This is a genomic window from Halobacterium litoreum (assembly GCF_021233415.1).
Lineage (GTDB): Archaea > Halobacteriota > Halobacteria > Halobacteriales > Halobacteriaceae > Halobacterium > Halobacterium litoreum.
This window is the reverse complement of sequence record NZ_CP089466.1, coordinates 2,605,350-2,628,450: the sequence shown is the minus strand read 5'-3', so window position 1 is coordinate 2,628,450 and position 23,101 is coordinate 2,605,350. Positions and strand designations below refer to the sequence as shown.

Below are 23,101 nucleotides of genomic sequence, written 5' to 3'. Positions count from 1 at the left end.
ATCAGCAGCGTGAGGACGACGGCGAGAATCTGTTTTCGGTCCATGCCGCGAGCGTGGGGCCGCGGGCCAAAAGGCGTACTGGTCAGTCCACGCGAGCGTGGGGCCGCGGGCCAAAAGGCGTACTGGTCAGTCCACGCGCGCGTCGAGGACGACGTGCGCGACGCCCTCGCTGTGGGACTTCACGCGGCGCTTCGCCTCGATTTCGACCGCGCGGCCGGCGGCCGCACAGCCCTCGCGGAGTCGGGAGACGGGGCGCTCCCAGAGTTCGGGTTCGGGGACGGCGGCGTGGACGTGGAGCGTGCCGCCCGAGACGACGGCGTCGAGCGCGGCGGCGAGGTAGCCGGGGTCGTCGCCGTCGTGGACGGGGCCGCCGCCGAGCGCGTCGTAGTACCCCATCACGACCCGGTCGGCCTCGGCGTCGACCTCGCGGCAGTCGCCGAGCACGCAGTCGAGGCTCCCGGCCACGTCGTTGAGTTGGGCGTTCTGCGCGAGGTACCGGAACGAGTCGGGGTTCTTCTCGACGGCGGTGACGCTGGCGCCGGCGCGCGCCATCGGGACGGCGAAGTAGCCGATGCCCGCGAACATGTCCAGCACGCGCTCGCCGTCGCCCGCTACGTCGCCCATCCGGGCGCGCTCGGCCTGATTTCCGGGCGCGAACATCACGCGGTCGAGGTCCATCGCGTACCGCGTGCCGTGTTCGGTGTGAATCGTCTCCGTGTCGCCGGCGCCCGCCACGACGGAGACGTTCGGCTGGCGGTGTTCGCCCTCGACGCCGCCGCGGTCCAACACGGTGTCGGCCTCCCGGTGGAGTTCGAGGAGGGCTTCACCGACCTCACCCTTCCGGGGGCAGTCGTCGAAGGACGCGAGGACGACGGTGCCGAGGACGGCCCACGACGACGGCGCGCGCTCGATTTCGTCGTCAGCCCATCCGCGGGACCGGAGGCGGGCGTTCAAGTCGGGCGACCGCAGGTCGGGGTCGCGCTGCTCGACGACACGCTCGTGGGCGGTGTGGGTCGGCTCGTCGGTCACGGGGAGTTCGACGCGGTCGGCGTCGCGCTCGCGGACCTGCCGGTCGTCGTCGTAGACGCCCTCGCGTTCCAGCGCCTCGATTCGGGCCTCCGCGTCGGCCTTCGCCACGACGACCGCGAGGTCACGCATCGGGCAGGACGTGCAAGCCAGCGCGGGACTTCAGCGCCGGGACGGTCGCCGCGTCCGGGTCCACGTAGTCGGGACGGGGCACCGTCTCGGACTCGTAGGTCTCCGGGTCGAGAATCTGGATGGAGTTCTCGTCCTCGACGGTGACGACGGTCGCCTCGCTGGCGTCCTCGACGGTGCCGAGCTTTCGGGCGTCCGGGCTGTCGCCGTCCTCGTAACTCGCCTCGTAGGGCTCGCCGGTCGTCACGCGCACGCCCTTGAGGTTGCCGTGGACCGAGCGCACCAACACCGGGCCGCCGTCGTCGTCCGCGATGTCCACCACGTCACCCTGCTGGAACTCGGGGAAGCGAACGGCGTACGTCACGCGGTACACTTCGTTGCCGTCCTCGTCTTCGGTGACGAGCGTCTCGTGGTCCTCGAAGCCGCCGCCGAACTCCTCGACGAGTTTGCGCGCGAGTTTCAGCCCGATTTTGTTCGTGGAGAGTTTGATGTCGATACCCGACTCGGCGTCCGAAATCTCCGTGACGAACGCGTTCCGGTCGCCGGTCGCCTCCATGTCCGCGACGATTTCGTGGGCGAGTTCGGTGGCTCGCTCCGTCTCCTCGCTGGTCGGGTCGCGGTCGTTCGCGCGCACTTGCACCACCGAGGCGTAGGAGTCCCCGGCGATGCGGCCACACCGCTTGCAGGTCTGTCTGCTCACCTTCACCGGGACGGTCACCTCCTCGGTCTGGACGGTGTCCCGGACGACGCCCGTGAACAGGCAGTGCATCCGAATCGTGTTCTGGTCTACTTGCTCGGGGCGGACCTCCCAGTCCACGTCCTCGGCCTCCACGTGGACGCCGAGGGCTTCGCTCGTCTCCTCGACGGCGACGTCCGTGTAGTCGCGGGCGTCCACGTCCACCCAGCGGTTCCCGCGGTGGACCGCGCCACAGCGCGCACACACCATCACTTCGATGCGGTCGGGCGCGTCCACGAGGTCGAAATCCGAGAAGTAGCAGGCGTCACACAGCGACTGCTCGCGGCGCGTGGCGCCCTCGCCTTCGTCCTCGACGGGGTCGCCACAGCGCGGGCAAAACGACGTGCCTGCGTCGGTCATGGCGCGGCGTAGGTCGCGGAGGCGGTTAAGCGCCGCGTCGTGGCCCGCGGCCGTCGCCCGACCCAGCAGTTCCACTTTCAGTCCGGTGTATACGAGGCTTTATGAGGTGGTGGGGACAAGCCAGGTGTACATGCCCGAAGCAGACCTCGAGGAACTCCCCGGCGTCGGACCGGCGACCGCGGAGAAACTGCGAGAAAACGGATTCGAATCCTTCCAGAGCATCGCCGTCGCGTCCGCCGGCGAGCTCTCGAACACCGCCGACATCGGCGACAGCACCGCCGCAGACGTCATTCAGGGGGCGCGCGAGGCCGCCGACGTCGGCGGCTTCGAGACCGGGAGCACGGTACTGGAGCGCCGCCAGCAGATCGGGAAGCTCACGTGGAACGTCCCGGAAATCGACGAGATGCTCGGCGGCGGCGTCGAGACCCAGTCCATCACCGAGGTGTACGGCGAGTTCGGCGCCGGCAAGTCCCAGGTCACCCACCAGCTCTCGGTGAACGTCCAACTCCCACAGGAGGTCGGTGGCCTCCACGGGCGCTGTATCTTCGTCGACTCCGAGGACACGTTCCGCCCGGAGCGCATCGACGACATGGTGCGCGGCCTCACCGACGAGAAACTCGAAGCGGCGATGGAGGACCGCGACATCGAGGGGAGCCCCGACGACGAGGAGGCGATGGACGAACTCGTCCAGGACTTCCTCGACAAGATTCACGTCGCGAAGGGGTTCAACTCCAACCACCAGATGCTCCTCGCGGAGAAGGCACAGGAAATCGCCGGCGAGTACGAGGACGACGACTACCCCGTGCGCCTGCTCTGCGTGGACTCGCTGACCGCGCACTTCCGCGCGGAGTACGTCGGCCGCGGCGAACTCGCCGACCGCCAGCAGAAACTCAACAAACACCTCCACGACCTCGACAAGGTCGGGAACCTCTACAACGCCGCCGTCGTCGTCACCAATCAGGTGCAGTCGAACCCCGACTCGTTCTTCGGCGACCCCACCAAGCCCATCGGCGGGAACATCCTCGGCCACAAGTCCACGTTCCGGATGTACCTCCGGAAGTCCAAGAACGACAAGCGCATCGTGAAACTCGTGGACGCGCCGAACCTCGCGGACGGCGAAGCCGTCATGCGCGTGCAGGACGGCGGCCTCAAGCCCGAATAGGGGTTCGACCCGAGGACGTCAGTTCGAGGGCGGCGGCATCTCCGGCGGATACACCTCGATGACCGGCGTGTCGCCGTCCAACTTCGTGAACAGTTTCGACTGCGGGTCGCGGAGAATCACGGTGTCGTTCTCCCAGTTCTCGCCGTCGCTGTCGCCGACCGAGACCTGGTAGACTCCGGTCTCCGGCAGTTCGGCGAGTTCGAACGGCCCGGTGCCGTTCCGGTGGACGTCCTCCGAGTAGACGGTCTCGCCGTCGTGGGTCACGACGACCTGTGCTTCGATGGGGAGGTCGATGTTCTTCTGGAAGTACAGCGGTTCCTCCATCTCCTGTCGCGGCAACGCGAAGGACTTCACCTCGATGGCGAGGTAGGAGACGTCGATTACCGTCTCGTTCCCGAGCGAACCGTTCAGTTCGACCTGCTCGCTCATGTTCCCGCCGCCCGCCGCCGGAATCGTCGTGTTCACCGTCATCGTGTACGGCCCCGCCTCCTCGACCGAGGAGAGGTTCACGTACGTCCCGTCGCCGTCGCCGGACACCGAGCGTTCGAGGAGTCGCTCGCCGTCCTTCTCGACGGTGACCGTGGCCTCGTAGGCGTTCCCGCCGGTGTCGGAGACGAACGTGAAGCCGTGGTAGTCGGGGGCTTCCGGGTCGGCGTCGCCGCCGCCGCCACCGCTGGGGAGCGCCGAACACCCGGCGAACAGTACCATCGCTGCGAGTGCAACTGCGAGCAGCCGTTTGGAGGGCATCGCCCTCACGAACAGCACGAACTGATAAAAATCTAGGGCGGAATCGGGCGCGAGTCCGCCACGCGACGGCTACGCGTCGTCTTCGGTGGTCGTCTGGTCGACGTCCTTCTCGCCCTCGTAGATTTCCGCGCCGTCCTGGACGACCTTCTCGGCGAGCACCGCGCACTTGATGCGCATCGGCGTCACCTCGACGCCGAGCATGTCGAGGACGTCCTCGCGGTCGAGTTCCGCGACCTCGTCGAGTGTCATCCCCGGCAGTTTCTCCGAGAGCATGCTCGCGGACGCCTGACTGATGGCACACCCCTCGCCGCGGAACGCGACGCGCTCGACGGTCTCGCCGTCCTCTTCGAGTTCCACGTCGAACTCCAGTTCGTCCCCGCAGGACGGATTGAACCCCTCGTGGCTGAACGTCGGGTCCGACAGCTCGCCGTGATTCCGGGGGTTGCGGTAGTGGTCCAGAATCTGCTGTCGGTACATGTCCGAGCCCATGCTCATGTTGCCTGCTGGTACGGTAGAACGCCCTAAAAGCGTTCCGCGCGGCTACGCGTTCAGTTGAAGATGTCGCGGGCGGCGTCGACGGCCTCGACGAGCGCGTCGACCTCCTCGCGGGTGTTGTAGAGGTAGAACGACGCGCGGGCGGACGCCGGCACGCCGAGCACGTCGTGAAGCGGCTGGGTGCAGTGGTCGCCGGCGCGGATGGCGACGCCGTGGTCGTTCAGAATCGAAGAGAGGTCGTGGGCGTGGACGCCGTCCACGTTGAACGCGACGACGGCGCCGCGGTCGTCGCCCGGCGGCCCGTAGATGTCCACGTCGTCGTACTCCGTGAGGCGGTCGTAGGCGTACTCCGTGATGGCCTCCTCGTGGGCTTGGACGTTCTCCATCCCGATGTCGTCGAGGTAGTCGACGGCCTCGGCGAGCGCGACGCCCTGCTCGATGACGGGGGTGCCGGCCTCGAACTTCCACGGCAGGTCGTTCCACGTCGACTCCTCGAACGTGACCTTCTTGATCATCATCCCGCCGTAGAGGTACGGTTCCATCTCCTCCAGCAGGTGGCGTTTGCCGTAGAGACAGCCGATGCCCGTCGGCCCGAGCATCTTGTGCCCGGAGAACGCGAGGAAGTCGGCGTCGATTTCCTTCACGTCCACCGGTCGGGTCGGGACGGACTGGGCGCCGTCCACGAAGAACAGCGAGTCGTGGTCGTGGGCGATGTCCGCGAGTTCGGAGACGGGGTTGACGGTGCCGAGCGTGTTCGAGACGTGGACGGCGTTCACCATCTCGGTGTCGTCCGTAATCATCTCCTCGGCGGCGTCCATGTCGAGGTAGCCGTCGTCCGTGACGGGGATGTACTTCACCTCGGCGCCCGTCTTCTTCGCGACCTGCTGCCACGTCACGAGGCTCGCGTGGTGTTCCATCTGGGTCAGGACGACCTCGTCGCCCGGCCCGAGTTCGTTCAGTCCCCACGCGAACGCGACGAGGTTCTCGGCCTCGGTGGTGTTCTTCGTGAACACCATCTCCTCGCGGCCGTCCGCGCCCACGAACTCCGCGACGCGGTCGTGGGCGTCCTCGTACGCGACGGAGGCCTCCTGACTGAGTTCGTGGATGCCGCGGTGGACGTTCGCGTTGTACCGGCGGTAGTAGTCCGCGATGGCGTCGACCACCGGCTCCGGCGTCTGCGAGGTGCCGGCGTTGTCGAGGTAGACGAGTTGGCGCCCGTCCGCGACCTCGCGTTCGAGGATGGGGAAGTCCTCCCGGATGCGCTCGACGTCGAGCGGGTCCTGTTCGGTTTGTTCCATTGTCGAGAAGTAGGGAACCGGGACACTACTGTTCTTCGGTGCGGCTAGAACTGCCGGCCGTACGGGAAAGCGGCGAGAACGGCTACAGCCGCATGAACTGCGCGTGGACGGTGCCGTCCAAATCGAGGACGTTTGCCTCCTCGACGAACCCCTCCTCGATGGCGATGCCGACCGCGTCGTCGCCGACGATGTTCGCGACGTTCGCGCGAGCGAGCGCCGCCCGGACGGCGTCGGCGTCGGCCTCGTCGCCGCCGTAGAACTCCTCGTTGACGGTGAACTCCACCTCGCCGTTCTCGAAGGTCTCCCCGAGCACGTCCGGGTCGCAGGCCGTCACGAGGACGCCGCGTTCGGTCTCTCGCTCCGTGAGTATCATCTATCGACGAGTTCCTGCTCCTTGCGCTCGCGAATCTCCTCGGCCTGCTCGGCGACCTCGGCGGCCTCCTCCTCGCGGTCGAGGGCTTCGAGCGCGCGGGACTTCTCCTCGTACACGTCGGCCTGCTGGAAGCCCAGCCGAATCGCGTTGTCCAGCGCGTCGAGGGCCTGCTCGTGGCGGTCGCGCTCGTTCTCGATGAACCCGAGGTTGTACCACGCCTGCGGCAGGCGGTCGTTCGCCCGGACCGCCTTCTCCGCGTGGTAGAACGCCTCCTCGTCCTCCTCGAACTCCCAGAGCGCGTACGCGAGGTTCGTGTGCGCCTCGGCCTCGAAGTCGCCGTCCTCGGCGACGAACAACGCCTCGCGGTGCGCGCCGACGGCCTCGTCCCACTCCTCCATCTGGCCGTGCGCGATGCCCTTGTTCACCCACGCCTCCTGTTCGAGGTCTTCGTCGTCGGTGAAGCGAGCGGCGCGCTCGAAGGCGTCGGCGGCCTGCTCGTGGCGGTTGATGCCGAGGTAACTCAGCCCCACGTCGACGAGTTCGTCGGCGTCCACCTCGTCGTCGTTGATGGCGCGCTGGTCGAGGTTGTCGGTGACGACGCGGCTGTCCACCGGGTCGACTTGGTCCGGGTCGACTTCGAGTTCCGGCGGGTCGAGGTCGAACCCCTCGTAGGGGTCGTCGAACCCCTGCCCCTCGGAGAACTCGTGGTCGAGGTCTTCGACGTCGAGGTCCTCCACGTCGGGGCTCTCGCTGTCGGATTCCTCGCGGTCAGTCATATGGACCCGGCTAAGTGAGGCGCGGAGTTAAGGCCTCCGCACGCAGAACGCCCGGTATGCGGCTGTTCGTCAGCGTCGACCTGCCCGACGCCCTCGCCGACGCGGTGGCCGACGTACAGGAGGAGTTCCGTGACGCCTCGGGGTTGAACTTCGTGGACCCGGCGCAGGCCCACGTCACGCTGAAGTTCCTCGGCGAGGTGGACGAGTCCCGACTGGACGAACTCGGGGACGCACTCGAAGAAGCGGTCGCGGACGCCGACGTGGCGCCGTTCGACGCGACGTTCGAGGGGCTGGGCGTGTTCCCGAGTCTGGACTACATCTCGGTCGTCTGGCTCGGCGTCGGCGACGGGAGCGAGGAACTGACGCAACTCCACGAGGCGGTCGAAGAGACGTTCGTCGCGCGCGGCTTCGACCCCGAAGACCACGATTTCACGCCCCACGTCACGCTCGCGCGGATGGAACACGCCGGCGGCAAGGAGCGCGTGCAGGAACTCGTCCGGGAGCGCCACCCCGAGGTCGGGACGGCGCGCGTCGAGGAAGTCAGGCTCACCGAGAGCACGCTCACGCACGACGGCCCCGAGTACGAGACAGTCCGCGCAGTCAGGCTCTGAGCCGGCCCGAGAAGAACAACGTTTTAACGACGGCGGGGGTAGAGGCGCACACTATGGGTAAGAAATCGAAGGCGCAGAAGAAGCGGCTCGCGAAGCTCGAGCGGCAGAACAGCCGCGTGCCCTCGTGGGTCATGATGAAGACGAACCGCGACGTCCAGCGAAACCCGAAGCGCCGCAACTGGCGGCGTAACGACACCGACGAATAATGAGCGCCAACGACTTCGAGGAGCGCATCGTCACCGTGCCGCTCCGCGACGTGACGAAGGTACCGAACCACGAGCGCGCCGGCAAGGCGATGTCCATCATCCGCGAGCACCTCGCGAAGCACTTCGCGGTCGAGGAGGACGAGGTCCGCCTGGACCCGTCCATCAACGACAACGTGTGGAGCGAAGGTCAGAAGAACCCGCCGCGGAAGGTCCGCGTCCACGCCGCGCGCTTCGTCGAGGACGGCGAGACGGTCGTCGAAGCCGAGTACGAAGAGTAAAAGTTTGCTCCGCGCAGCGTTCCACGGCTCCCCGTACGTCGGCGTGTTCGCCCGCGCCACGAACGACTGCGTCGTCGTCCGTCCCGACTTGGACGACGACCTCACCAGCGACGTGGCCGACGAACTCGGCGTGCCCGCCGTGCAGACGACCGTCGGCGGCTCGGCGACCGTCGGGTCGCTCGTCGCCGGGAACTCGAACGGCTTGCTCGTCTCCGGGCGCGTCCGCGAGCGCGAACGCGACCGCATCGAGGAGGCCGTCGACGTGTCGGTCGGCGAACTGCCGGGGCGCGTGAACGCCGCGGGGAACGTCGTCGTCGCGAACGACAACGGCGCGTACGTCCACTCCGAGCTCTCCCGGGAGGCAGTGCAGGCCGTCGAGGACGCTCTCGACGTGCCCGCCACTCGCGGTCGGCTGGCCGGCGTCGACACCGTCGGCGCGGCCGCCGTCGCGAACAACTCGGGCGTGCTCTGCCACCCGAAGTCGAGCGACGACGAACTCGACGCCATCGAGGACGCCCTCGAGGTGTACGCCGACATCGGCACCGTGAACTACGGCGGCGCGCTGGTCGGCTCGGGCCTCGTCGCGAACGACGACGGCTACGTCGTCGGCGAGGACACGACCGGGCCCGAGTTGGGTCGCATCGACGACGCGCTCGGCTACATCGACTGAACCGGCGGGCGTTTTTCTCCGCCGCGCCGAACGACTAAACGAGCGTTTCGGCGCTTCTACCCTCAATTCTACGCTTCTCGCCGCGAGTTCCCGAGTAGGAAGATACTTCCCGCTCGCACCCGGATTCGTTGGTATGAGTCTTGGAGGCGGCGGTCAACAGCAGCTGCAGCAGTTGTCCCAGGAAATTCAGGCGCTCGAAGAGGAGAAAGAGGAACTCGAAGCCGACGTCGAGGACCTCCAGGAGGAGAAGGCCGAAATCGAGGAGGCGAAGGAAGCCCTCGACGTGCTGGAGACGGGTTCGACCGTGCAGGTCCCCCTCGGCGGCGACGCGTACGTCCGCGCCGAAGTCGAAGACATCGACGAGGTCGTCGTCAGCCTCGGCGGCGGCTACGCCGCCGAGCAGTCCAGCGACGACGCGGTCGACGTGCTCGACGAGAAGAAGGAAGCCGTCGACGAGCGCATCAGCGAGGTCCGCTCGGAGATTTCGGACGTCGAGGAGGAGCAGTCCAGCCTCGAGCAGCAGGCCCAGCAGGCCCAACAGCAGATGATGCAACAGCAGATGCAGGCCCAGCAGCAGGGCGAGCAGGAAGACGAGTAGGGCGATGTTCGACGGGCTGAAGGACAAACTCTCGAACTTCCGAGAGGACGCCGAGGAGGTCGCCGAGGAGAACGCCGAGGAACTCGACGAGGCGGAACTCGACGAGCCCGAGAGCGACGCCGACGTCGAAGCCGAGGCCGTCGGCGACGCCTCGGAGCCGGACGCCGACGCTGCCGACGAGTCGGCGCCCGAGGACGGCGAAGAGGAGGAGTCCTCGGATTCGTCCGGCGGCTTCGTGAGTCGCGCGTCCTCGCTGGCTCGCGGCCGCGTGGTCATCGACGAGGAGGACCTCGAGGAGCCGCTGCGCGAACTGGAGTTCGCGTTGCTGGAGAGCGACGTGGAGATGAGCGTCGCCGAGGAGATTCTCGACCAGATTCGCGAGGACCTCGTCGGCGAGGAGCGGAAGTTCACCGAGAGCACGGGCGCGCTCGTAGAGGACGCGCTCCGGGACGCCCTGCTGTCGGTCATCGACGTCGGCCAGTTCGACTTCCTCGAGACCATCGAGGCGGCCGAGAAGCCCGTCACCGTGATTTTCACGGGCGTGAACGGCGTCGGGAAGACGACCTCGATTGCGAAGGTCGCGAAGTACCTCGAGGACCGCGGCTACTCGACGGTGCTGGCGAACGGCGACACGTACCGCGCCGGCGCGAACGAGCAGATTCAGGAGCACGCCGACAACCTCGGCCTGAAGCTCATCCGCCACGAGCAGGGAGGCGACCCGACCGCGGTCGTCTACGACGCCGTGGAGTACGCCGAGGCACACGACGTAGACGTGGTGCTCGGCGACACCGCCGGGCGCCTGCACACGTCCAGTGACCTGATGAGCCAACTGGAGAAACTCGACCGGGTCGTGGACCCCGACCTCACCATCTTCGTGGACGAGGCGGTGGCGGGCCAGGACGCGGTGAACCGCGCCCGCGAGTTCGACGACGCGGCGGCCATCGACGGCGCCATCCTGACGATGGCGGACGCCGACAGTCAGGGCGGCGCGGCCATCTCCGTGGCTCACGTCACGGGGAAGCCGATTCTGTTCCTCGGCACCGGACAGGGGTACGACGACCTCCAGAAGTTCGACCCCGAGGCGCTCGTCGAGGACCTGCTCGGCGACGACGACTGATTCTATCGGGGCGCGTCCGACTCGGTCGGTTCGGCGGCGACCAACACGAGGTCGCGCCGCGAGCCGTTTCGGTCGTAGGCGCGCACGGCGTCCGATTCCCACGGCGGCACGGCGACGAGCAGTGTCGCGTGCAGGTCGTCCGTGACCGAGACGTCGGGGTTGCCGTCCGGGTGAGAGACGAACCGCCCGGCGGTCTGTCCGGTGGGAGCAGCGAGGTCCACGCCGAAGACGCTGGTGAGCGCGTCGCCGGCGTCGGGGAAGTAGAACTCCGAGAGCACCGGCGTCTCCGGGTCGAGACCCGTGAGGTCGCCGTCGGTCGGCCGGAGGTCGCCGGCCGGGGCGGCGGCGAGACGGACCGACACGGCGTCCGGGTCGTCGTCGGCGGCGAGTTCGCAGAGCACGTCGACGAGCGCTCGCGTGGCGTAGACGGGCGTCACGCCGGCAGGTAGGACCGCGAGCCGGTTGAACGTACCGGCGCGCTGACCGGTGTTCGGGCGCGCTCGTCCCGGGCTTCCGGCGGGAGTATATGGAAAAAGGCTCTTACGGACCGGTCGCCTACTGGCGAGCAACAATGGTACTCGACGACCTCGGGAGTTCCCTGCGGGGGACGCTGGACAAACTCCGCGGGAAGTCCCGCATCTCCGAGGAGGACGTCGACGAGGTCGTCAAGGAGATTCAACGCTCCTTGCTGCAGGCCGACGTCGACGTCAGTCTCGTGATGGACCTCTCGGACTCCATCAAGGAGCGCGCGCTCGAAGAGGAGCCGCCGGGCGGCACGTCCGCCCGCGACCACGTGCTCCGCATCGTCTACGAGGAGCTCGTGGACCTCGTGGGGGACTCCACTTCGATTCCGCTGGAGAACCAGACCATCCTGCTGGCGGGCCTGCAGGGGTCGGGGAAGACGACGACGGCGGCGAAGATGGCGTGGTGGTTCTCGAAGAAGGGACTCCGTCCGGCGGTCATCCAGACGGACACGTTCCGGCCGGGCGCCTACGACCAGGCCAAGCAGATGACCGAGCGCGCCGAGGTGGAGTTCTACGGCGACCCCGACGAGGACGACCCCGTGAAAATCGCGCGGGACGGCCTCGAAGCCACCGAGGACGCCGACGTCCACATCGTGGACACGGCGGGCCGCCACGCGCTCGAGGACGACCTCATCGCGGAAATCGAGGAGATAGAGCGCGCGGTGAACCCCGACCGTCGCCTGCTCGTGTTGGACGCGGCCATCGGGCAGGGCGCGAAAGACCAGGCCCAGCAGTTCGACGAGTCCATCGGCATCGACGGCGTCGCCATCACGAAACTCGACGGGACGGCGAAGGGCGGCGGGGCGCTGACGGCCGTCAACGAGACGGGTTCGACCATCGCGTTCCTCGGGACCGGGGAGACGGTCCAGGACATCGAGCGCTTCGAGCCCGACTCGTTCATCTCGCGGCTGCTCGGGATGGGGGACCTCAAGCAGCTCACCGAGCGCGTGGAGCGCGCGATGGAGGAGACCCAGGCCGACGACGAGGACTGGGACCCCGAGGACATGATGAAGGGGGAGTTCACGCTCCACGACATGCAAAAGCAGATGAAGGCGATGGACAACATGGGTCCCCTCGACCAGGTGATGGACATGATTCCGGGGATGGGCGGCGGTCTCATGGACGAACTCCCGGACGACGCGATGGACGTGACGAAAGATCGGATGCGGAACTTCGAGGTCATCATGGACTCGATGACCGAAGAAGAGATGGCGAACCCGCGCTCCATCGGCGCGTCGCAGGTGCGGCGCATCGCGAAGGGGTCGGGGCAGAGCGAGGACACCATCCGGGAACTGCTCGACCAGCACAAGATGATGGCCCAGACGATGAAGCAGTTCCAGGGGATGGGCGACGGCGACATGCAGCGCATGATGAAGAAGATGCAACAGCAGGGCGGTGGCGGCGGCGGTGGCGGTTTCGGCGGCATGTTCTGACCAGTAGGGTTTTCACGCCGGTCCCGAAACGTCGTGTGGATGCGTACCACGGGTGGGACCGGGCGCAGTCGTCGCGCCGAGGGCGTCGTACGGCGGGTCGAGCGAGTGCGAGCGCGTGAGACGCCGGACGGCGTCCGCGTCGACGGCACGCACGCGCTCCTGTTGGTCGTCGAACTCGACGGCGGCGAGGCGGTCCGCGTCTTCGAGTCGTGGCCGAGCGCCGGGCACTCGTCGAGTCGCGTCGCGCGCCTGCTCGCGGCGGTCGGTCACGGCGCCGGCGACCCGGGCGCGCTGTCCGGCGAGCGCGTCGTGGTCGTGCGCGAGGACGACGACTACCGGGTCGCGGTGGACGCCACGCGCGAAACCAGGGCGTCGGCGGCGCCGGCCAGCGAGGACGCGCACTCGCTCGCCGAAGTCGTCGTCGGCGCCGGCGCCGTCGCCGGCGTCCTCGCCGTGCTCGCAGTCGGTGCGGGCTACACGAATCCCGGCCTCGCACTCGGCGCCCTCGCAGCGGTGGTCCTCCCGGTCTCGTTGGGCTACGACGCGTGGCGCACGCACGACGTCGAGTGGTCGCCGCGCCCGCTCCCGTGGGCCGTCGGCGGCGCCGTCCCCGTCCTCAACGTCGCGGTGGCGCTCGCGTACCTCGTGCAGAAAGCCGTCGTCGTGACCGACCCGGAGGACCCGGCGAGCGTGTGGCGGGACGTGCTCGTCGGCGTCGTGGCGGCGTTCGCCGCCGGCCTCGCGCTCGCCGCCGTCGAACCGGCGTTCCCGGTCTCGCTCGCGGTGTTCGTCCACGCGTGGGTGTTCGCCCCGGTCGCGGTGTTCCTCGACGCGCGGACCGAACGCCACGGCGACCGGCGGCCGCGGTGGCCCGCGTGGGTGGCCGGAGCGGTGGTCGTCGGCGGCGCCGGCGCGCTCGTCTACCTGATGCGGACGGAGTGACGGCGACGGACCGCCGGCGGGTTTTTTCAGCGCGCGGCGCGTCGCGTCGGCCATGAGCGTGCGCGCGGTCGCGGCTGAAGCCTACCGGGAGGCCGCCCCGGCGTTGGCCGCGAGCGTCGTCGGCGGCCTGTTCGCGGGCGCGGTGCTCGGCGGGATGCGCGCGCAACTCCGCGCGGTCGAAGGTTTGCTCGTCCTCGTGCCGGCGCTGTTGGCGACGCGTGGGAACGTCTACGGCGCGTTCGGCGCGCGCCTCGCCACGGGGCTACACCAGGGCGTCGTGGAACCGCGGGTAGCGGTGGGCGACGAGCGCCTGCGCGCGGCGGTCGCGGCGGCGATGGCCAACGGCCTGCTCGCGAGCGTGTTCGCGGCGCTCGTCGCGTTCGCGGTGCTCACCGGCCTCGGGCGACCAGTCGCGGGCGTCACGACGCTCGTCGGCGTCGCGTTCGTCGCCGGTCTGCTGTCGGGCCTCGCGCTCACCGTCGCCGTCGTCGTGGTGGTGTTCGCGGGGTTCCGGCGCGGCCACAACCCGGACACGCTCGTCGGGCCGCTCGTCACGACGACCGGGGACGTGTTCGGCCTCGCCTTCCTCGTGCTCGCGGTCCGCGTCGTCGTGGGGGGTGTGTGAGTGCGCCGGGAGTGGTCCGTCGCCGCCATCACGCGCGCGACGCTCCCCGTCTTGCTCGCGCTCACCGTCGTGGAAGTCGGGAGCGGGCTCGTCCTCGGTTCGTTCGAGGCGACGCTGCTGCGGTACCCCTCGCTTTTGGTGCTGGTGCCCGTCACCATCGGTACCGCCGGGAACCTCGGGAGCGTGCTTGCGTCCCGTCTGTCGACGGCGTTCCACCTCGGGACGCTCGCGTTCGACCCGCGCGACGACGACCTCGTGGGGAACGCCGTCGCGACGCTCGCGCTCGCCGTCACGCTGTTCCCGGTCGTCGGCGCCGGCGCGTGGGCGCTCGCCGCGCTCACGCAGGGCGCCGACCTCGCCGTCGGAACGGTCGTCCTGGTCGCGACGGTGTCTGGCGCGACGCTCGCCGTGCTCGCCGTGCTCGTCACGCTCGCCGCGACGTACGCCGCCTACCGGTTCGAGCTCGACCCGGACGACGTGGTGATTCCGGTCGTCACGAACGCCTGCGACGTGCTCGGCGTACTCGTCTTGTTCGGCGCCGTCGAACTGCTCGTGTGACCGAACGGCGGGGTCGGCGGGACGCGAACCGACACCAGTAATTCCGGCGAGCGCCAACCGCCGGTGTGCAACTCGCGGCGCTCCTCGCGGACGTGCTCCCCCGGGTCGCGGTCGTCTCGGTCGCCATCGCGGTCGGCCTGACGCTCGCGAACCTCGCCGTCGCGTTCGGCGCGGTTCGGTACGTCGCCGGCCTCGCACGCCCCCTCACCGGCCCCGCGAACCTCCCGGACGAGGTCGGTACCGCCATCCTCGCGACGACCGCGTCGCCGACGGCGGGTTACGGGATGCTCAAGGAGTACCGGGACGCCGGCGTGCTCGACGACCGCGCCACCCTGATTGCGGTGACGGTCAACACCTTCTTCGGGTTCGTCCAGCACATCTTCACGTTCTACGCGCCCGTCCTCATCCCGATTCTCGGTCTCCGAGTCGGCCTCATGTACGTCGGCGCGCGCGCCGCGGTCAGCCTCGGCATCACGCTCGCCGGCATCCTCGCCGGCGCGCTCTTGCTCTCCGAGGCGAACGTCTCGCCCGCCACCGACGCCGACGTGGACCTCCCCGGCGGCGACGACGAGACGCGTCGCGAAGCAGTCGCCGGTGCGCTCTCGAAGACCGCCGGGAAACTGAAGACGCTCGTGCCGCGCCTCGCCGTCGTCTACGCCGCTGTCGTCTACCTCACGGAGTCCTACGACGTGACCGCGCTGACCGCCGCGGCGCGCCCCGTCACCGACCTCGTCGGCCTCCCGCCCGCGAGCGTCCCCGCCGTCGCGACGTTCGCCGTCGACACGACGACGGGAGCCATCTTCATCGCGCCGCAGGTGCCGGGCGCGTTCACACCCAGAGAAGCAGTCGCGACGATGCTCGTCGGCGGCATCGTCTCCTTCGCGGTGTCGACGTTCAAGCGCTCGATTCCCTTCCAGTACGGCATCTGGGGGGCGCGCTTCGGGTCGAAAGTCATCGCCGTCAACGTCGCCGCGAAGGTCGTCTTCATCGCCGCCGCGATAGTTGTCCTGCTGGTCTGACTACGCGCCGTCGAGGGGTTCGCCGTCCTCCGTCTCGGGCGCGAGGTAGGCGATGAACGACTCCACGTCGGGCTCGCGGACGGTCACGTCGACGTGGATGTCGCCGAGTTCGTCCGGGTCGCCCACCGCGAAGTTCACCTTCCCGTTGAACGCCGCCTGCTTCTTCAGGTCGAAACTGAAGCCGTCGGGGTCGCGGTTCTCCGTGAACTGCTTGCGCGCCGTGTCGAGGATGCGCTGCTCGAACAACTGCTCGCGGAACGTCTCGACGGCGTGGGCCTCCGCGACGACGCGGTCGCCCTCGGTCGCCACGTCCGCACCGGGGAACAGGCCGTGGATGGCGTCGACGACGCGGTCGGTGACTTCGGTCGGCTGAATCGGGGCGGAAACGCGCACGTCCACGCTGTAGACGACCTCAGTCATCGTCGCCCTCCAGAATCGCCTCGAATTTGTCGTGGAACTCCGCGAGCGTGCCCGTGTTCTCGACGCGCACGTCGGCCTCGGCGATGGCGTCCTCCATCCCGAAGCCCTTCTCGCGTTCCTCGCGCTCGGCGAGGCTCTCGCCGTCGCTGTCGCCGGGGCGCCCCCGGCCCTCGATGCGCTCCTCGCGCAGGTCGTAGGGCGCGAACACGTGGACGAGCGTGAAGTCCTCGCCGAACGCCTCGCGGAACTGCTCGACTTCCACGTCCGACCGGATGCCGTCCACGAGCACCACGTCGCTGTCTTCGAGGTACTCCTCCAGAATCGGGAGCGAGCGCTCGGCGATGGCGCCGGGGCCGTTCTCCTCCCGGAGCGCTTGCGCGATGCGGCCGTGGTGCTGTGCGGGGTCCAGCCCCCGGTCGCGGCACTCCTGTCGAATCACGTCGCCCATGATGAGCACGGGCACGCCCATCCCCTCGGCGACGACGGCAGCCTCGCTCTTGCCGCTGCCCGGCATCCCCACGGTACCGATGACTCTCATTACTCGATTGGAGACGACGCCGCTACCTTTGTGCTTCGGTCTGGATACCCGTCGGTTTTTACCGACGCCGAATGTACTCGTGAGCGAGGGCACGTAGCTCAGTTCGGACAGAGCGTCTGGCTTCTAACCAGACGGCCGGGGGTTCGAATCCCCTCGTGCCCGTATTCTGTCGCGAGCGAACGCGAGCGACGAATTCGGTGAGGGGTTTCGAACCCGGAGAGTCGCAGCGTCCGAGCGCAGCGAGGACGACCGTCTCTCCTCGGTTCGAATTCCGGCGCGGCACCGCCGCGCCGGCGTCCCGCTCGCGCTGCTCGCGGGACTCCCCTCGTGCCCGTGTTCTGTCGCGAGCGAACGCGAGCGACGAATCCGGTTGGAGGGTACTGTAGAAGGGGATGGGACGGGGTAGCGGCGCTACGAGCGAGTAGTCGGCGACTGCGCGGGCGTTGCGAGCGCGTCGGCTCGGACGGCTACATCAACTGCTTGACTTCCTCGAAGTCGGTGCGGCAGAAGGGGCAGCGGTAACTCGTCTCGAAGCCGGTGGTCTGGGCGACGGTCCGCGTCTCCAGTTCGTGCATTGCGATGCCACGACCACAGTCCGGGCAGTCGAGCTTGGGCACGTGTCAGGCGTACACACGCCACTGACTTAAAACACCGGATGGTAAATGGTAGCATATCAGGGCGGGAGACCGGCGCTACCGTCCGGTAGCGGCGCGCGTGCGATTTCTGCCCCACTTTGGTCGTACTAAACGTCTTGTGGCCAGTCGTGGGACGCGAGAAACGCGACGTACAGGCGAAATACACAGGAATCTGAACCGCCGGTGAGACTCCGGGGACGTACCACCTACCGCAAAAATCTACGCCGGGAACGCGACGCGTTCCCGTGCTCTCACTCGCGCCGCTCGTGAGAACGCTAAAAAGACGGCGCTCGCGGCTCCCTTCGGTCACCGCTCGACATTTCGTGGCCTCCCGTCGGTCGGCCACGCGCTCCCCGGTCGCGTCCCCGAAACGCCTCACTAGTTCGGCGTCTCGCTACCCTTCGAATCCGTCCTCGAATTTGAACGTCCCATTGCGCTGCACGATTTCCCCGTCGACCTCGATGTAGGAGTCCTCGCTCATGTCGACGATCATGTCGACGTGCTTCGCGGAGTCGTTCTGTTCGACGCCCTCGCCGACCGTCGCGGGGTACGCGCGGCCGAGCGCCATGTGGACGGTGTCGCCCATCTTCTCGTCGAACAGCATGTTGTACGTGAACCGGTCGATGTCCCGGTTCATCCCGATGCCGAGTTCGCCGAGGCGGTTCGACCCCTCGTCGGTGGTGAGGATGCCCTCGAGGACGTCCTCGTTCTGGGTGGCGGAGAAGTCCACGACCTCGCCGCCCTCGAATTTCAGCCACGCGCCCTGCACCTCGCGGGCGTTGTGGTAGACTGGCTTGTCGAAGAGCACTTCGCCCTCCACGGAGTCCGGAACGGGCGCGGTGAACACCTCGCCCGCGGGGAGGTTGTTCGTCCCCCAGTCGTTCAGCGTCACCATGTCCTTCACGCTCATCGTCACGTCCGTCGTGTCACCGGAGACGATGTGAACCTCGTCGGCGCCGTCCATGATTTCCACCATCTGCTCTTGGTGCTCGCGGACGGCGTCCCAGTCCTTGTTCACGGCGTCGTAGACGAAGTCCTCGTAGGCCTCCGTGGACATCCCGGCGAGTTGGGCGTCGGCGGGCGCGGGGTACTGTGTGAGACACCACTTCGTGGAGAGGCGGGCGTTCAGCACGTCGCGGTACGCGCGGTCGTACGCCGACCCCTTCTCGGGGCTGACGTCACTCTGCTCGGTGACGTTCTCGTGGGGGCGCGCGACGACCGCGGCGTCGGCGTGCTCGAACAGTTTTAGGGCGTGTTCCGGTTCGGAGAGGTCGTCCTCGTCGACCGCGCGGAGGTACGCGCGGGTCGCGCGGTCCGTGCCGATGCCGCGGTCGCCGCGCGCGACCATCATCGGGTTCGCGCCGACCTCGCCGATCTGCTCGTAGAGGGCGACGGCGAGGTCTTCGGCGACGGGCGGCATGCTCACGACGACGTCGTCGTCGGGCTGCAAGTCGATGGCTTGGTGGACGATGATTTCGGCGTGCCTCCGAATCCGGGAGTCCATGCGCTACACTCTCCGAAACTGGCCCAAGGGTCTTTCGAAACGATACAGTTTCCCGACAGGGTGCCGGGACGCACTAACTTTTGTCCCTCGGGCACGCACCCAGAGCCGTGATAGACCTCCGGAGCGACACGGTCACGACACCGAGCGACGAGATGCGGGCGGCCGCGGCGGACGCCGACGTGGGCGACGACGTGTACGGCGAGGACCCGACAGTCAACGACCTCGAAGCGCGGGCGGCCGAAGCGGTCGGGATGGAGGCGGCGCTGTACGTCCCGACGGGGACGATGGGCAACCAAATCGCGGCGCGCGTCCACACCGAGCGCGGACAGGAGGCGCTCGTGGAGCGCGAGAGCCACGTCTACAAGTGGGAACTCGGCGGGTTCGCCCAGCACGCCGAACTACAGGTCCGCACGTTCGACGGCGGCGAGAACGGCTGTCCGACCCCCGAACAGGTGCGCGAGGGGTACGTCGAGGAGGACCTCCACCGGCCCGGCACCGGCTTGCTCTGCCTCGAGAACACGCACAACGCGAAGGGCGGAGCCGCCGCGCCGGCCGGCGAACTCGCGGCGGCCGCGGACGCCGCCCACGACCTCGGGCTACCCGTTCACGTCGACGGCGCGCGCGTGTTCAACGCCGCGACGGCGCTCGGCGTCGACGCCAGCGACCTGCTCGCGCCCGCGGACTCCGTGATGTTCTGCCTCTCGAAGGGGCTGGGCGCGCCCGTCGGGTCGATGCTGGCGGGGAGCGAGGAGTTCGTGGAGCGCGCGACCCGCGTCCGGAAACTGCTGGGCGGCGGAATGCGGCAGGCCGGGATAATCGCCGCGCCGGGCATCGTGGGCTTGGAGAACCGCGAGCGGCTCGCCAACGACCACGAGAACGCGACGCGACTCGCGAGCGAACTCGACGAAATCGAGGGGCTGTCCGTCCCGGAGCCGGACTCGAACATCGTGCTCGTGGACACGACCGAGGCTGGCGTGACGGCCGCCGAGTTCCTCGACGACTGCGAGGACGAGGGCGTCCTCGGCTCGGAGTTCGGCGACTACACGGTGCGGTTCTGCACGCACCTCGACGTGGACGCGGGCGACGTGAACGAGGCCGTCGCGGCGGTCGAGCGCGTCGTCTAGCGCTTCCCCTCGTCCATGCCCTCCCGGAACCCGGTGAGCGTGCGCCGGATGAACAGGAACATGAAGAACACGAACAGGAGGACTGCGCCTGCGAGGATGTAGAACGTGGGTCCGAACTCCACCATACGTGGTGGTGCCGGTCGGAGGCAATAGTGGTTTCGGCGGGGTGCGGAGAGGAGGCGACGGTATTCGGGCGCGATATTACGACAAAATTCATTGTAGTTTGGCTCAAACAGGGGGGCATGTCCGGCCTGCTGCCCTCCAAGTCGGAGCCGACCGCCAGCGAGGGAGACCCTCGCGTGGTGGGCGTCGACTCCGACGACGCGGACCGCCTGCTGTCGGCGCTGTCTTCGGGCACCGCCCGGAGTCTCTACGCCGCCCTCCACGACCGCCCCGCGACGCCGTCGGAACTCGCAGACGACGTGGACACGTCGCTCCAGAACGCCCAGTACCACCTCGACAACCTCCGAGAGGCCGAACTCATCGAGGAGTGTGACACGAAGTACTCCGCGAAGGGGCGCGAGATGAGCGTGTACGCGCCCTGTGACGCGCCCGTGGTGTTGTTCGCGGGCAGCGAGGAGGAGGGCGAGGACGTCCAGACGGCGCTCACGAGCCTGCTCGGCGGCGTCGGCTTGCTCGGTCTCGCGAGTCTGGTCGTCCAGCGCGTCGTCGGGAGCGGGCTGTCGGCGCCCGGCCCGAGTCCGGGGAGTGCGACCGAGACCAGCGGTGAGGTGTCCGGGCTGGTGGCACAGAGCGGCGACCAGGCCCAGACCGTCGCGGACGCCGGGAGTTCCGGCGCGGCCGCGCTCCCCGTGGGCGCGACGTTCTTCCTCGGAGGGCTGTTGGTGCTGTCGCTCGTCGCCGCCGCGTGGTTCGTGCGTGGCTAAAACGGTTTTTTGAGTGTACGTCGCCTACTTGACACCCTACTCCGTAGGGTGTGGTACAGGCCGACGTGGCCTGCGCCCTCGCTGGCGCTATCGGCCCTCCACACGGAACTCACGCAGTACGCCCCCGTCGCGGGTTCTGACCTCGCCGCGCACGCCGCCGTCCATGGGATACAGTTCGGCGTGCGCCACCGGGTTGCCGCGCGGGTCGGCGTGACTCCCCGGATTCAACAGCACCGCGTCGGCCGTCTCCGCGACGGTCGGCGCGTGCGTGTGTCCGGAGACGACGAGGTCGGCGTCTCGTTCTCGCCCGAACAGCGACAGCCCCATTTCGCCGCCCTGCTGGCGGTGCGTGAGCGCGACGGTGACGCCCTCGACGTCGAACGTGCGCGCCGTCGGGAGGCGGTCGCAGACTGCGGGCGAGTCGGCGTTCCCGTGGACCGCGAACAGGGTGTCGGCGGCGTCGTGGAACGCGTCGAGGGCGGTCTCGCTGGTGAAGTCGCCGGCGTGGACGACGAGGTCGGCGGATTCGACGGCGTCGCGGGCGCGTCCCGCGAGTTCGTGGCCCGAGTCGCTGTGGGTGTCCGAGAGGACGGCAATCATGACCTTGGGTAGACGTTGGCGCGTGGTGACTGTTACGCGACGGACGCGCAGGAACGCCTTTGTGTGGCGGGGGAGAACCGCGTTCAATGGCTGGTAGCAAGACGGTCGTGCTCGCGGCCCTGTTCGCGAACGGGGCCATCGCGGTGCTGAAGTTCCTCGGCTTTCTCGTGACCGGGAGTCCGGCGATGCTCTCGGAGACGTACCACTCGGTCTCGGACACCGGGAACCAGGTGTTCCTGCTCGTCGGCCTGCGGTACGGCGAGCGCGACCCGACGCGCTCGCACCCGTTCGGGTACGGGAAGGCGCAGTTCTTCTACTCGTTTCTCGTGAGCGTAATGTTGTTCGGCATCGCGGGCTGGGAGTCCGCGAAACACGGGTACAGCGCGCTCACCCACCACGAGGCGGCGCTCTCTCAGCAGGCGTCCCTGCTGGGGTATCAGTTCCCGGGCGTGTGGGTGAACTACGTCGTGCTCGTGGGCGCCATCGGGTTCGAGAGTTACGCGTTCGCGAAGGCGTGGAAGGAGACGAAACGCCAGATGGAGCGCCACGGCTGGGAGTCGCTGCGGGAGATGTTCCGGCGGACGAGCGACACGACGACGCTCACCGCGCTCACGGAGGACACCGTCGCCCTGCTCGGGTTGGTGACGGCGCTGACCGGCATCCTGCTCACCCAACTCACCCACAATCCGATGTACGACGCGGCGTCGGCGCTGCTCATCGGGGTGTTGTTGATGGGCTTCGCGGTGGCGCTGGCGTGGGAGAACAAGCGGCTGTTGCTCGGCGAGAGCCTGCCGAAGGTCGACGAGGACGAACTCCGCGAGGTGGTGCGGACGTTCGAGGGCGTGGAGTCGATAGCGGACTTCCGGACCGTCTACTTCGGGCCGAACGAGGTGGTTGTGACGGCTGACGTGGCGTTCGCGGACCGGTTCGACACGGACGCGATGGACGACCGCATCACGGCACTGGAGGACGCGCTCCGCGAGGCGAACCCCGCCGTGTCGAAGGTGTACGTGGAACCCGAGACCGAGGCCTGACCCCGCCGCGGCGTGGTCGTTTCGCGAACGTTGTTTTCCGATTCCGTAACCGAATTTCTATTTGGCAAAAATCTTTAAGTGGCGGGCGGTCGAATAGGTGACTGTCATGAGCACCCAGAAAGAAGTACGCGCGCACGCCGGTGACGTCGAGGGCTCCGAAGCGCTCCGGATGGACGCGGAGAAGGCCGAGCAGGTCGTCGACGCGCTGAACGCCGACCTCGCGGACACGTACGTCCTCTACCACCAGTTGAAGAAACACCACTGGAACGTCGAGGGGGCGGAGTTCCGCGACCTCCACCTGTTCCTCGGCGACGCCGCCGAGAACGCCGAGGCGTTCGCGGACGAACTCGCGGAGCGCGTGCAGGCGCTGGGCGGCGTACCCCACGCGAGCGGCGCGACCCTCGAAGCCGAGTCCTCGCTGGAGCCCGAGGACGAGGACGTCTACGACATCCGGACGTCCCTGGAGAACGACCTCGCGATGTACGGGGACGTCATCGAGAGCCTGCGCGAGCACGTCGACCTCGCGTCGAACCTCGGCGACCACGCGACCGCCGAGATGCTGCGCGAGAACCTCGTCGAGGTCGAGGACGACGCCCACCACGTCGAGCACTACCTCGAGGACGACACGCTGGTCGTCGGCGAGTAGACCGCGAAGACAGATACTGATTTTTCGGTC

Annotated in this window: 29 protein-coding genes and 1 tRNA gene; 17 read left to right on the top strand and 13 right to left on the bottom strand. The window is 68.2% G+C overall.

Annotation, left to right across the window (positions count from 1 at the left end; translation table 11 throughout):
* Positions 1 to 126: 126 nt before the first annotated feature.
* Together LT972_RS14355 and LT972_RS14350 are read right to left on the bottom strand one after the other, a co-directional pair.
* Complete coding sequence (locus LT972_RS14355; RefSeq protein WP_232571069.1) at positions 127 to 1,158, bottom strand: class I SAM-dependent methyltransferase; 1,032 nt, start codon at positions 1,156 to 1,158, stop codon at positions 127 to 129.
* Positions 1,151 to 2,251, bottom strand: coding sequence for a 60S ribosomal export protein NMD3 (locus LT972_RS14350; RefSeq protein ID WP_232571068.1), 1,101 nt, complete (start codon positions 2,249 to 2,251; stop codon positions 1,151 to 1,153). Before LT972_RS14350 ends, LT972_RS14355 begins: the two co-directional genes overlap by 8 nt.
* A gap of 130 nt (positions 2,252 to 2,381) precedes the next feature.
* Between LT972_RS14350 and radA the strand changes: the two genes are divergently transcribed.
* Positions 2,382 to 3,413 carry a DNA repair and recombination protein RadA gene (radA, locus tag LT972_RS14345; RefSeq protein ID WP_232571067.1) on the top strand — a complete coding sequence of 344 codons (1,032 nt, stop codon included), beginning with the start codon at positions 2,382 to 2,384 and terminating at the stop codon, positions 3,411 to 3,413.
* A gap of 18 nt (positions 3,414 to 3,431) precedes the next feature.
* On the opposite strand, the gene LT972_RS14340 is transcribed toward radA, so the two are convergent.
* The 5 genes from LT972_RS14340 to LT972_RS14320 all read right to left on the bottom strand — a co-directional run bounded on the left by LT972_RS14340 (position 3,432) and on the right by LT972_RS14320 (position 7,102).
* Positions 3,432 to 4,160: a hypothetical protein gene (locus LT972_RS14340; RefSeq protein ID WP_232571066.1), complete on the bottom strand. Its 729-nt coding sequence runs from the start codon at positions 4,158 to 4,160 to the stop codon at positions 3,432 to 3,434.
* Positions 4,161 to 4,229: 69 nt separating this feature from the next.
* Positions 4,230 to 4,655 carry a Fe-S cluster assembly sulfur transfer protein SufU gene (gene sufU, locus LT972_RS14335; RefSeq protein WP_232571065.1) on the bottom strand — a complete coding sequence of 142 codons (426 nt, stop codon included), beginning with the start codon at positions 4,653 to 4,655 and terminating at the stop codon, positions 4,230 to 4,232.
* Between the two features lie 53 nt (positions 4,656 to 4,708).
* On the bottom strand, positions 4,709 to 5,953 hold the full coding sequence (locus LT972_RS14330; protein ID WP_232571064.1) for an aminotransferase class V-fold PLP-dependent enzyme: 1,245 nt from the start codon (positions 5,951 to 5,953) through the stop codon (positions 4,709 to 4,711).
* 82 nt (positions 5,954 to 6,035) lie between these two features.
* The gene (locus LT972_RS14325; RefSeq protein WP_232571063.1) at positions 6,036 to 6,326 is read right to left on the bottom strand and encodes a DUF424 domain-containing protein; all 291 of its coding nucleotides are present in this window, start codon (positions 6,324 to 6,326) and stop codon (positions 6,036 to 6,038) included.
* On the bottom strand, positions 6,323 to 7,102 hold the full coding sequence (locus LT972_RS14320; protein ID WP_232571062.1) for a tetratricopeptide repeat protein: 780 nt from the start codon (positions 7,100 to 7,102) through the stop codon (positions 6,323 to 6,325). Before LT972_RS14320 ends, LT972_RS14325 begins: the two co-directional genes overlap by 4 nt.
* 56 nt (positions 7,103 to 7,158) lie before the next feature.
* On the opposite strand from LT972_RS14320, the gene thpR reads away from it, so the two are divergent.
* From thpR to ftsY, 6 genes are all read left to right on the top strand, one after another.
* Entirely contained in the window at positions 7,159 to 7,713 is a 555-nt protein-coding gene (thpR, locus tag LT972_RS14315) for an RNA 2',3'-cyclic phosphodiesterase (RefSeq protein WP_232571061.1), read from the top strand.
* 53 nt (positions 7,714 to 7,766) lie between these two features.
* Positions 7,767 to 7,919: a 50S ribosomal protein L39e gene (locus LT972_RS14310; RefSeq protein WP_232571060.1), complete on the top strand. Its 153-nt coding sequence runs from the start codon at positions 7,767 to 7,769 to the stop codon at positions 7,917 to 7,919.
* Positions 7,919 to 8,197, top strand: coding sequence for a 50S ribosomal protein L31e (locus LT972_RS14305; protein ID WP_232571059.1), 279 nt, complete (start codon positions 7,919 to 7,921; stop codon positions 8,195 to 8,197). The genes LT972_RS14310 and LT972_RS14305 overlap by 1 nt, the downstream gene beginning before the upstream one ends.
* A gap of 4 nt (positions 8,198 to 8,201) precedes the next feature.
* Complete coding sequence (locus tag LT972_RS14300; protein ID WP_232571058.1) at positions 8,202 to 8,867, top strand: translation initiation factor IF-6; 666 nt, start codon at positions 8,202 to 8,204, stop codon at positions 8,865 to 8,867.
* A 133-nt stretch (positions 8,868 to 9,000) separates the two neighbouring features.
* A complete protein-coding gene (gene pfdA, locus LT972_RS14295) occupies positions 9,001 to 9,465 on the top strand; it encodes a prefoldin subunit alpha (protein ID WP_232571057.1) in 465 nt (154 codons plus the stop codon).
* Between the two features lie 4 nt (positions 9,466 to 9,469).
* On the top strand, positions 9,470 to 10,582 hold the full coding sequence (gene ftsY / locus LT972_RS14290) for a signal recognition particle-docking protein FtsY (protein ID WP_232571056.1): 1,113 nt from the start codon (positions 9,470 to 9,472) through the stop codon (positions 10,580 to 10,582).
* A gap of 2 nt (positions 10,583 to 10,584) precedes the next feature.
* Here the strand turns inward: ftsY and LT972_RS14285 are convergent, their stop codons facing one another.
* A complete protein-coding gene (locus LT972_RS14285) occupies positions 10,585 to 11,019 on the bottom strand; it encodes a hypothetical protein (protein ID WP_232571055.1) in 435 nt (144 codons plus the stop codon).
* 134 nt (positions 11,020 to 11,153) lie between these two features.
* Between LT972_RS14285 and LT972_RS14280 the strand changes: the two genes are divergently transcribed.
* The 5 genes from LT972_RS14280 (at position 11,154) to LT972_RS14260 (ending at position 15,683) form a co-directional block, all read left to right on the top strand.
* Positions 11,154 to 12,539, top strand: coding sequence for a signal recognition particle protein Srp54 (locus LT972_RS14280; RefSeq protein WP_232571054.1), 1,386 nt, complete (start codon positions 11,154 to 11,156; stop codon positions 12,537 to 12,539).
* A 105-nt stretch (positions 12,540 to 12,644) separates the two neighbouring features.
* Positions 12,645 to 13,481 carry a hypothetical protein gene (locus tag LT972_RS14275; protein ID WP_232571053.1) on the top strand — a complete coding sequence of 279 codons (837 nt, stop codon included), beginning with the start codon at positions 12,645 to 12,647 and terminating at the stop codon, positions 13,479 to 13,481.
* 52 nt (positions 13,482 to 13,533) lie between these two features.
* Positions 13,534 to 14,106, top strand: a complete 573-nt coding sequence (locus tag LT972_RS14270) for a magnesium transporter (RefSeq protein WP_232571052.1) — start codon at positions 13,534 to 13,536, stop codon at positions 14,104 to 14,106.
* On the top strand, positions 14,107 to 14,664 hold the full coding sequence (locus tag LT972_RS14265; protein ID WP_232571051.1) for a magnesium transporter: 558 nt from the start codon (positions 14,107 to 14,109) through the stop codon (positions 14,662 to 14,664). It begins immediately after the preceding gene.
* Positions 14,665 to 14,729: 65 nt separating this feature from the next.
* Entirely contained in the window at positions 14,730 to 15,683 is a 954-nt protein-coding gene (locus tag LT972_RS14260; protein WP_232571050.1) for a hypothetical protein, read from the top strand.
* Here LT972_RS14260 and LT972_RS14255 read toward each other — a convergent pair whose 3' ends face one another.
* Both LT972_RS14255 and LT972_RS14250 read right to left on the bottom strand, forming a co-directional pair.
* Positions 15,684 to 16,103 carry an RNA-binding domain-containing protein gene (locus LT972_RS14255; RefSeq protein WP_232571049.1) on the bottom strand — a complete coding sequence of 140 codons (420 nt, stop codon included), beginning with the start codon at positions 16,101 to 16,103 and terminating at the stop codon, positions 15,684 to 15,686.
* Entirely contained in the window at positions 16,096 to 16,641 is a 546-nt protein-coding gene (locus LT972_RS14250; protein ID WP_232571048.1) for an AAA family ATPase, read from the bottom strand. The genes LT972_RS14255 and LT972_RS14250 overlap by 8 nt, the downstream gene beginning before the upstream one ends.
* 87 nt (positions 16,642 to 16,728) lie before the next feature.
* Here LT972_RS14250 and LT972_RS14245 point away from each other — a divergent pair.
* Positions 16,729 to 16,803, top strand: a tRNA-Arg gene (locus LT972_RS14245).
* A gap of 867 nt (positions 16,804 to 17,670) precedes the next feature.
* Here the strand turns inward: LT972_RS14245 and LT972_RS14240 are convergent.
* A complete protein-coding gene (locus tag LT972_RS14240) occupies positions 17,671 to 18,780 on the bottom strand; it encodes an aminopeptidase (RefSeq protein ID WP_232571047.1) in 1,110 nt (369 codons plus the stop codon).
* A gap of 107 nt (positions 18,781 to 18,887) precedes the next feature.
* Here LT972_RS14240 and LT972_RS14235 point away from each other — a divergent pair, with 107 nt between their 5' ends.
* Positions 18,888 to 19,904, top strand: coding sequence for a threonine aldolase family protein (locus LT972_RS14235; RefSeq protein WP_232571046.1), 1,017 nt, complete (start codon positions 18,888 to 18,890; stop codon positions 19,902 to 19,904).
* Here the strand turns inward: LT972_RS14235 and LT972_RS14910 are convergent.
* Positions 19,901 to 20,029: a DUF7859 family protein gene (locus LT972_RS14910; RefSeq protein WP_269780535.1), complete on the bottom strand. Its 129-nt coding sequence runs from the start codon at positions 20,027 to 20,029 to the stop codon at positions 19,901 to 19,903. The genes LT972_RS14235 and LT972_RS14910 overlap by 4 nt on opposite strands.
* Before the next feature lie 117 nt (positions 20,030 to 20,146).
* Between LT972_RS14910 and LT972_RS14230 the strand changes: the two genes are divergently transcribed.
* On the top strand, positions 20,147 to 20,791 hold the full coding sequence (locus LT972_RS14230) for an ArsR/SmtB family transcription factor (RefSeq protein ID WP_232571045.1): 645 nt from the start codon (positions 20,147 to 20,149) through the stop codon (positions 20,789 to 20,791).
* An 87-nt stretch (positions 20,792 to 20,878) separates the two neighbouring features.
* On the opposite strand, the gene LT972_RS14225 is transcribed toward LT972_RS14230, so the two are convergent.
* Complete coding sequence (locus LT972_RS14225) at positions 20,879 to 21,391, bottom strand: metallophosphoesterase (protein WP_232571044.1); 513 nt, start codon at positions 21,389 to 21,391, stop codon at positions 20,879 to 20,881.
* An 86-nt stretch (positions 21,392 to 21,477) separates the two neighbouring features.
* Between LT972_RS14225 and LT972_RS14220 the strand changes: the two genes are divergently transcribed.
* Positions 21,478 to 22,425: a cation diffusion facilitator family transporter gene (locus LT972_RS14220; protein WP_232571043.1), complete on the top strand. Its 948-nt coding sequence runs from the start codon at positions 21,478 to 21,480 to the stop codon at positions 22,423 to 22,425.
* A gap of 106 nt (positions 22,426 to 22,531) precedes the next feature.
* Complete coding sequence (dpsA, locus tag LT972_RS14215) at positions 22,532 to 23,071, top strand: DNA starvation/stationary phase protection protein DpsA (RefSeq protein ID WP_232571042.1); 540 nt, start codon at positions 22,532 to 22,534, stop codon at positions 23,069 to 23,071.
* The last annotated feature ends 30 nt before the right edge of the window (positions 23,072 to 23,101 follow it).

Excerpts from the sequence above, each read along its gene's own strand:
- LT972_RS14355 (WP_232571069.1), bottom strand. The coding sequence starts at position 1,158 with ATGCGTGACCTCGCGGTCGTCGTGGCGAAGGCCGACGCGGAGGCCCGA.
- LT972_RS14350 (WP_232571068.1), bottom strand. The coding sequence starts at position 2,251 with ATGACCGACGCAGGCACGTCGTTTTGCCCGCGCTGTGGCGACCCCGTC.
- radA (WP_232571067.1), top strand. The coding sequence starts at position 2,382 with ATGCCCGAAGCAGACCTCGAGGAACTCCCCGGCGTCGGACCGGCGACC.
- LT972_RS14340 (WP_232571066.1), bottom strand. The coding sequence starts at position 4,160 with ATGCCCTCCAAACGGCTGCTCGCAGTTGCACTCGCAGCGATGGTACTG.
- sufU (WP_232571065.1), bottom strand. The coding sequence starts at position 4,655 with ATGAGCATGGGCTCGGACATGTACCGACAGCAGATTCTGGACCACTAC.
- LT972_RS14330 (WP_232571064.1), bottom strand. The coding sequence starts at position 5,953 with ATGGAACAAACCGAACAGGACCCGCTCGACGTCGAGCGCATCCGGGAG.
- LT972_RS14325 (WP_232571063.1), bottom strand. The coding sequence starts at position 6,326 with ATGATACTCACGGAGCGAGAGACCGAACGCGGCGTCCTCGTGACGGCC.
- LT972_RS14320 (WP_232571062.1), bottom strand. The coding sequence starts at position 7,102 with ATGACTGACCGCGAGGAATCCGACAGCGAGAGCCCCGACGTGGAGGAC.
- thpR (WP_232571061.1), top strand. The coding sequence starts at position 7,159 with ATGCGGCTGTTCGTCAGCGTCGACCTGCCCGACGCCCTCGCCGACGCG.
- LT972_RS14310 (WP_232571060.1), top strand. The coding sequence starts at position 7,767 with ATGGGTAAGAAATCGAAGGCGCAGAAGAAGCGGCTCGCGAAGCTCGAG.
- LT972_RS14305 (WP_232571059.1), top strand. The coding sequence starts at position 7,919 with ATGAGCGCCAACGACTTCGAGGAGCGCATCGTCACCGTGCCGCTCCGC.
- pfdA (WP_232571057.1), top strand. The coding sequence starts at position 9,001 with ATGAGTCTTGGAGGCGGCGGTCAACAGCAGCTGCAGCAGTTGTCCCAG.
- ftsY (WP_232571056.1), top strand. The coding sequence starts at position 9,470 with ATGTTCGACGGGCTGAAGGACAAACTCTCGAACTTCCGAGAGGACGCC.
- LT972_RS14280 (WP_232571054.1), top strand. The coding sequence starts at position 11,154 with ATGGTACTCGACGACCTCGGGAGTTCCCTGCGGGGGACGCTGGACAAA.
- LT972_RS14270 (WP_232571052.1), top strand. The coding sequence starts at position 13,534 with ATGAGCGTGCGCGCGGTCGCGGCTGAAGCCTACCGGGAGGCCGCCCCG.
- LT972_RS14255 (WP_232571049.1), bottom strand. The coding sequence starts at position 16,103 with ATGACTGAGGTCGTCTACAGCGTGGACGTGCGCGTTTCCGCCCCGATT.
- LT972_RS14250 (WP_232571048.1), bottom strand. The coding sequence starts at position 16,641 with ATGAGAGTCATCGGTACCGTGGGGATGCCGGGCAGCGGCAAGAGCGAG.
- LT972_RS14240 (WP_232571047.1), bottom strand. The coding sequence starts at position 18,780 with ATGGACTCCCGGATTCGGAGGCACGCCGAAATCATCGTCCACCAAGCC.
- LT972_RS14910 (WP_269780535.1), bottom strand. The coding sequence starts at position 20,029 with ATGGTGGAGTTCGGACCCACGTTCTACATCCTCGCAGGCGCAGTCCTC.
- LT972_RS14230 (WP_232571045.1), top strand. The coding sequence starts at position 20,147 with ATGTCCGGCCTGCTGCCCTCCAAGTCGGAGCCGACCGCCAGCGAGGGA.
- LT972_RS14225 (WP_232571044.1), bottom strand. The coding sequence starts at position 21,391 with ATGATTGCCGTCCTCTCGGACACCCACAGCGACTCGGGCCACGAACTC.
- LT972_RS14220 (WP_232571043.1), top strand. The coding sequence starts at position 21,478 with ATGGCTGGTAGCAAGACGGTCGTGCTCGCGGCCCTGTTCGCGAACGGG.
- dpsA (WP_232571042.1), top strand. The coding sequence starts at position 22,532 with ATGAGCACCCAGAAAGAAGTACGCGCGCACGCCGGTGACGTCGAGGGC.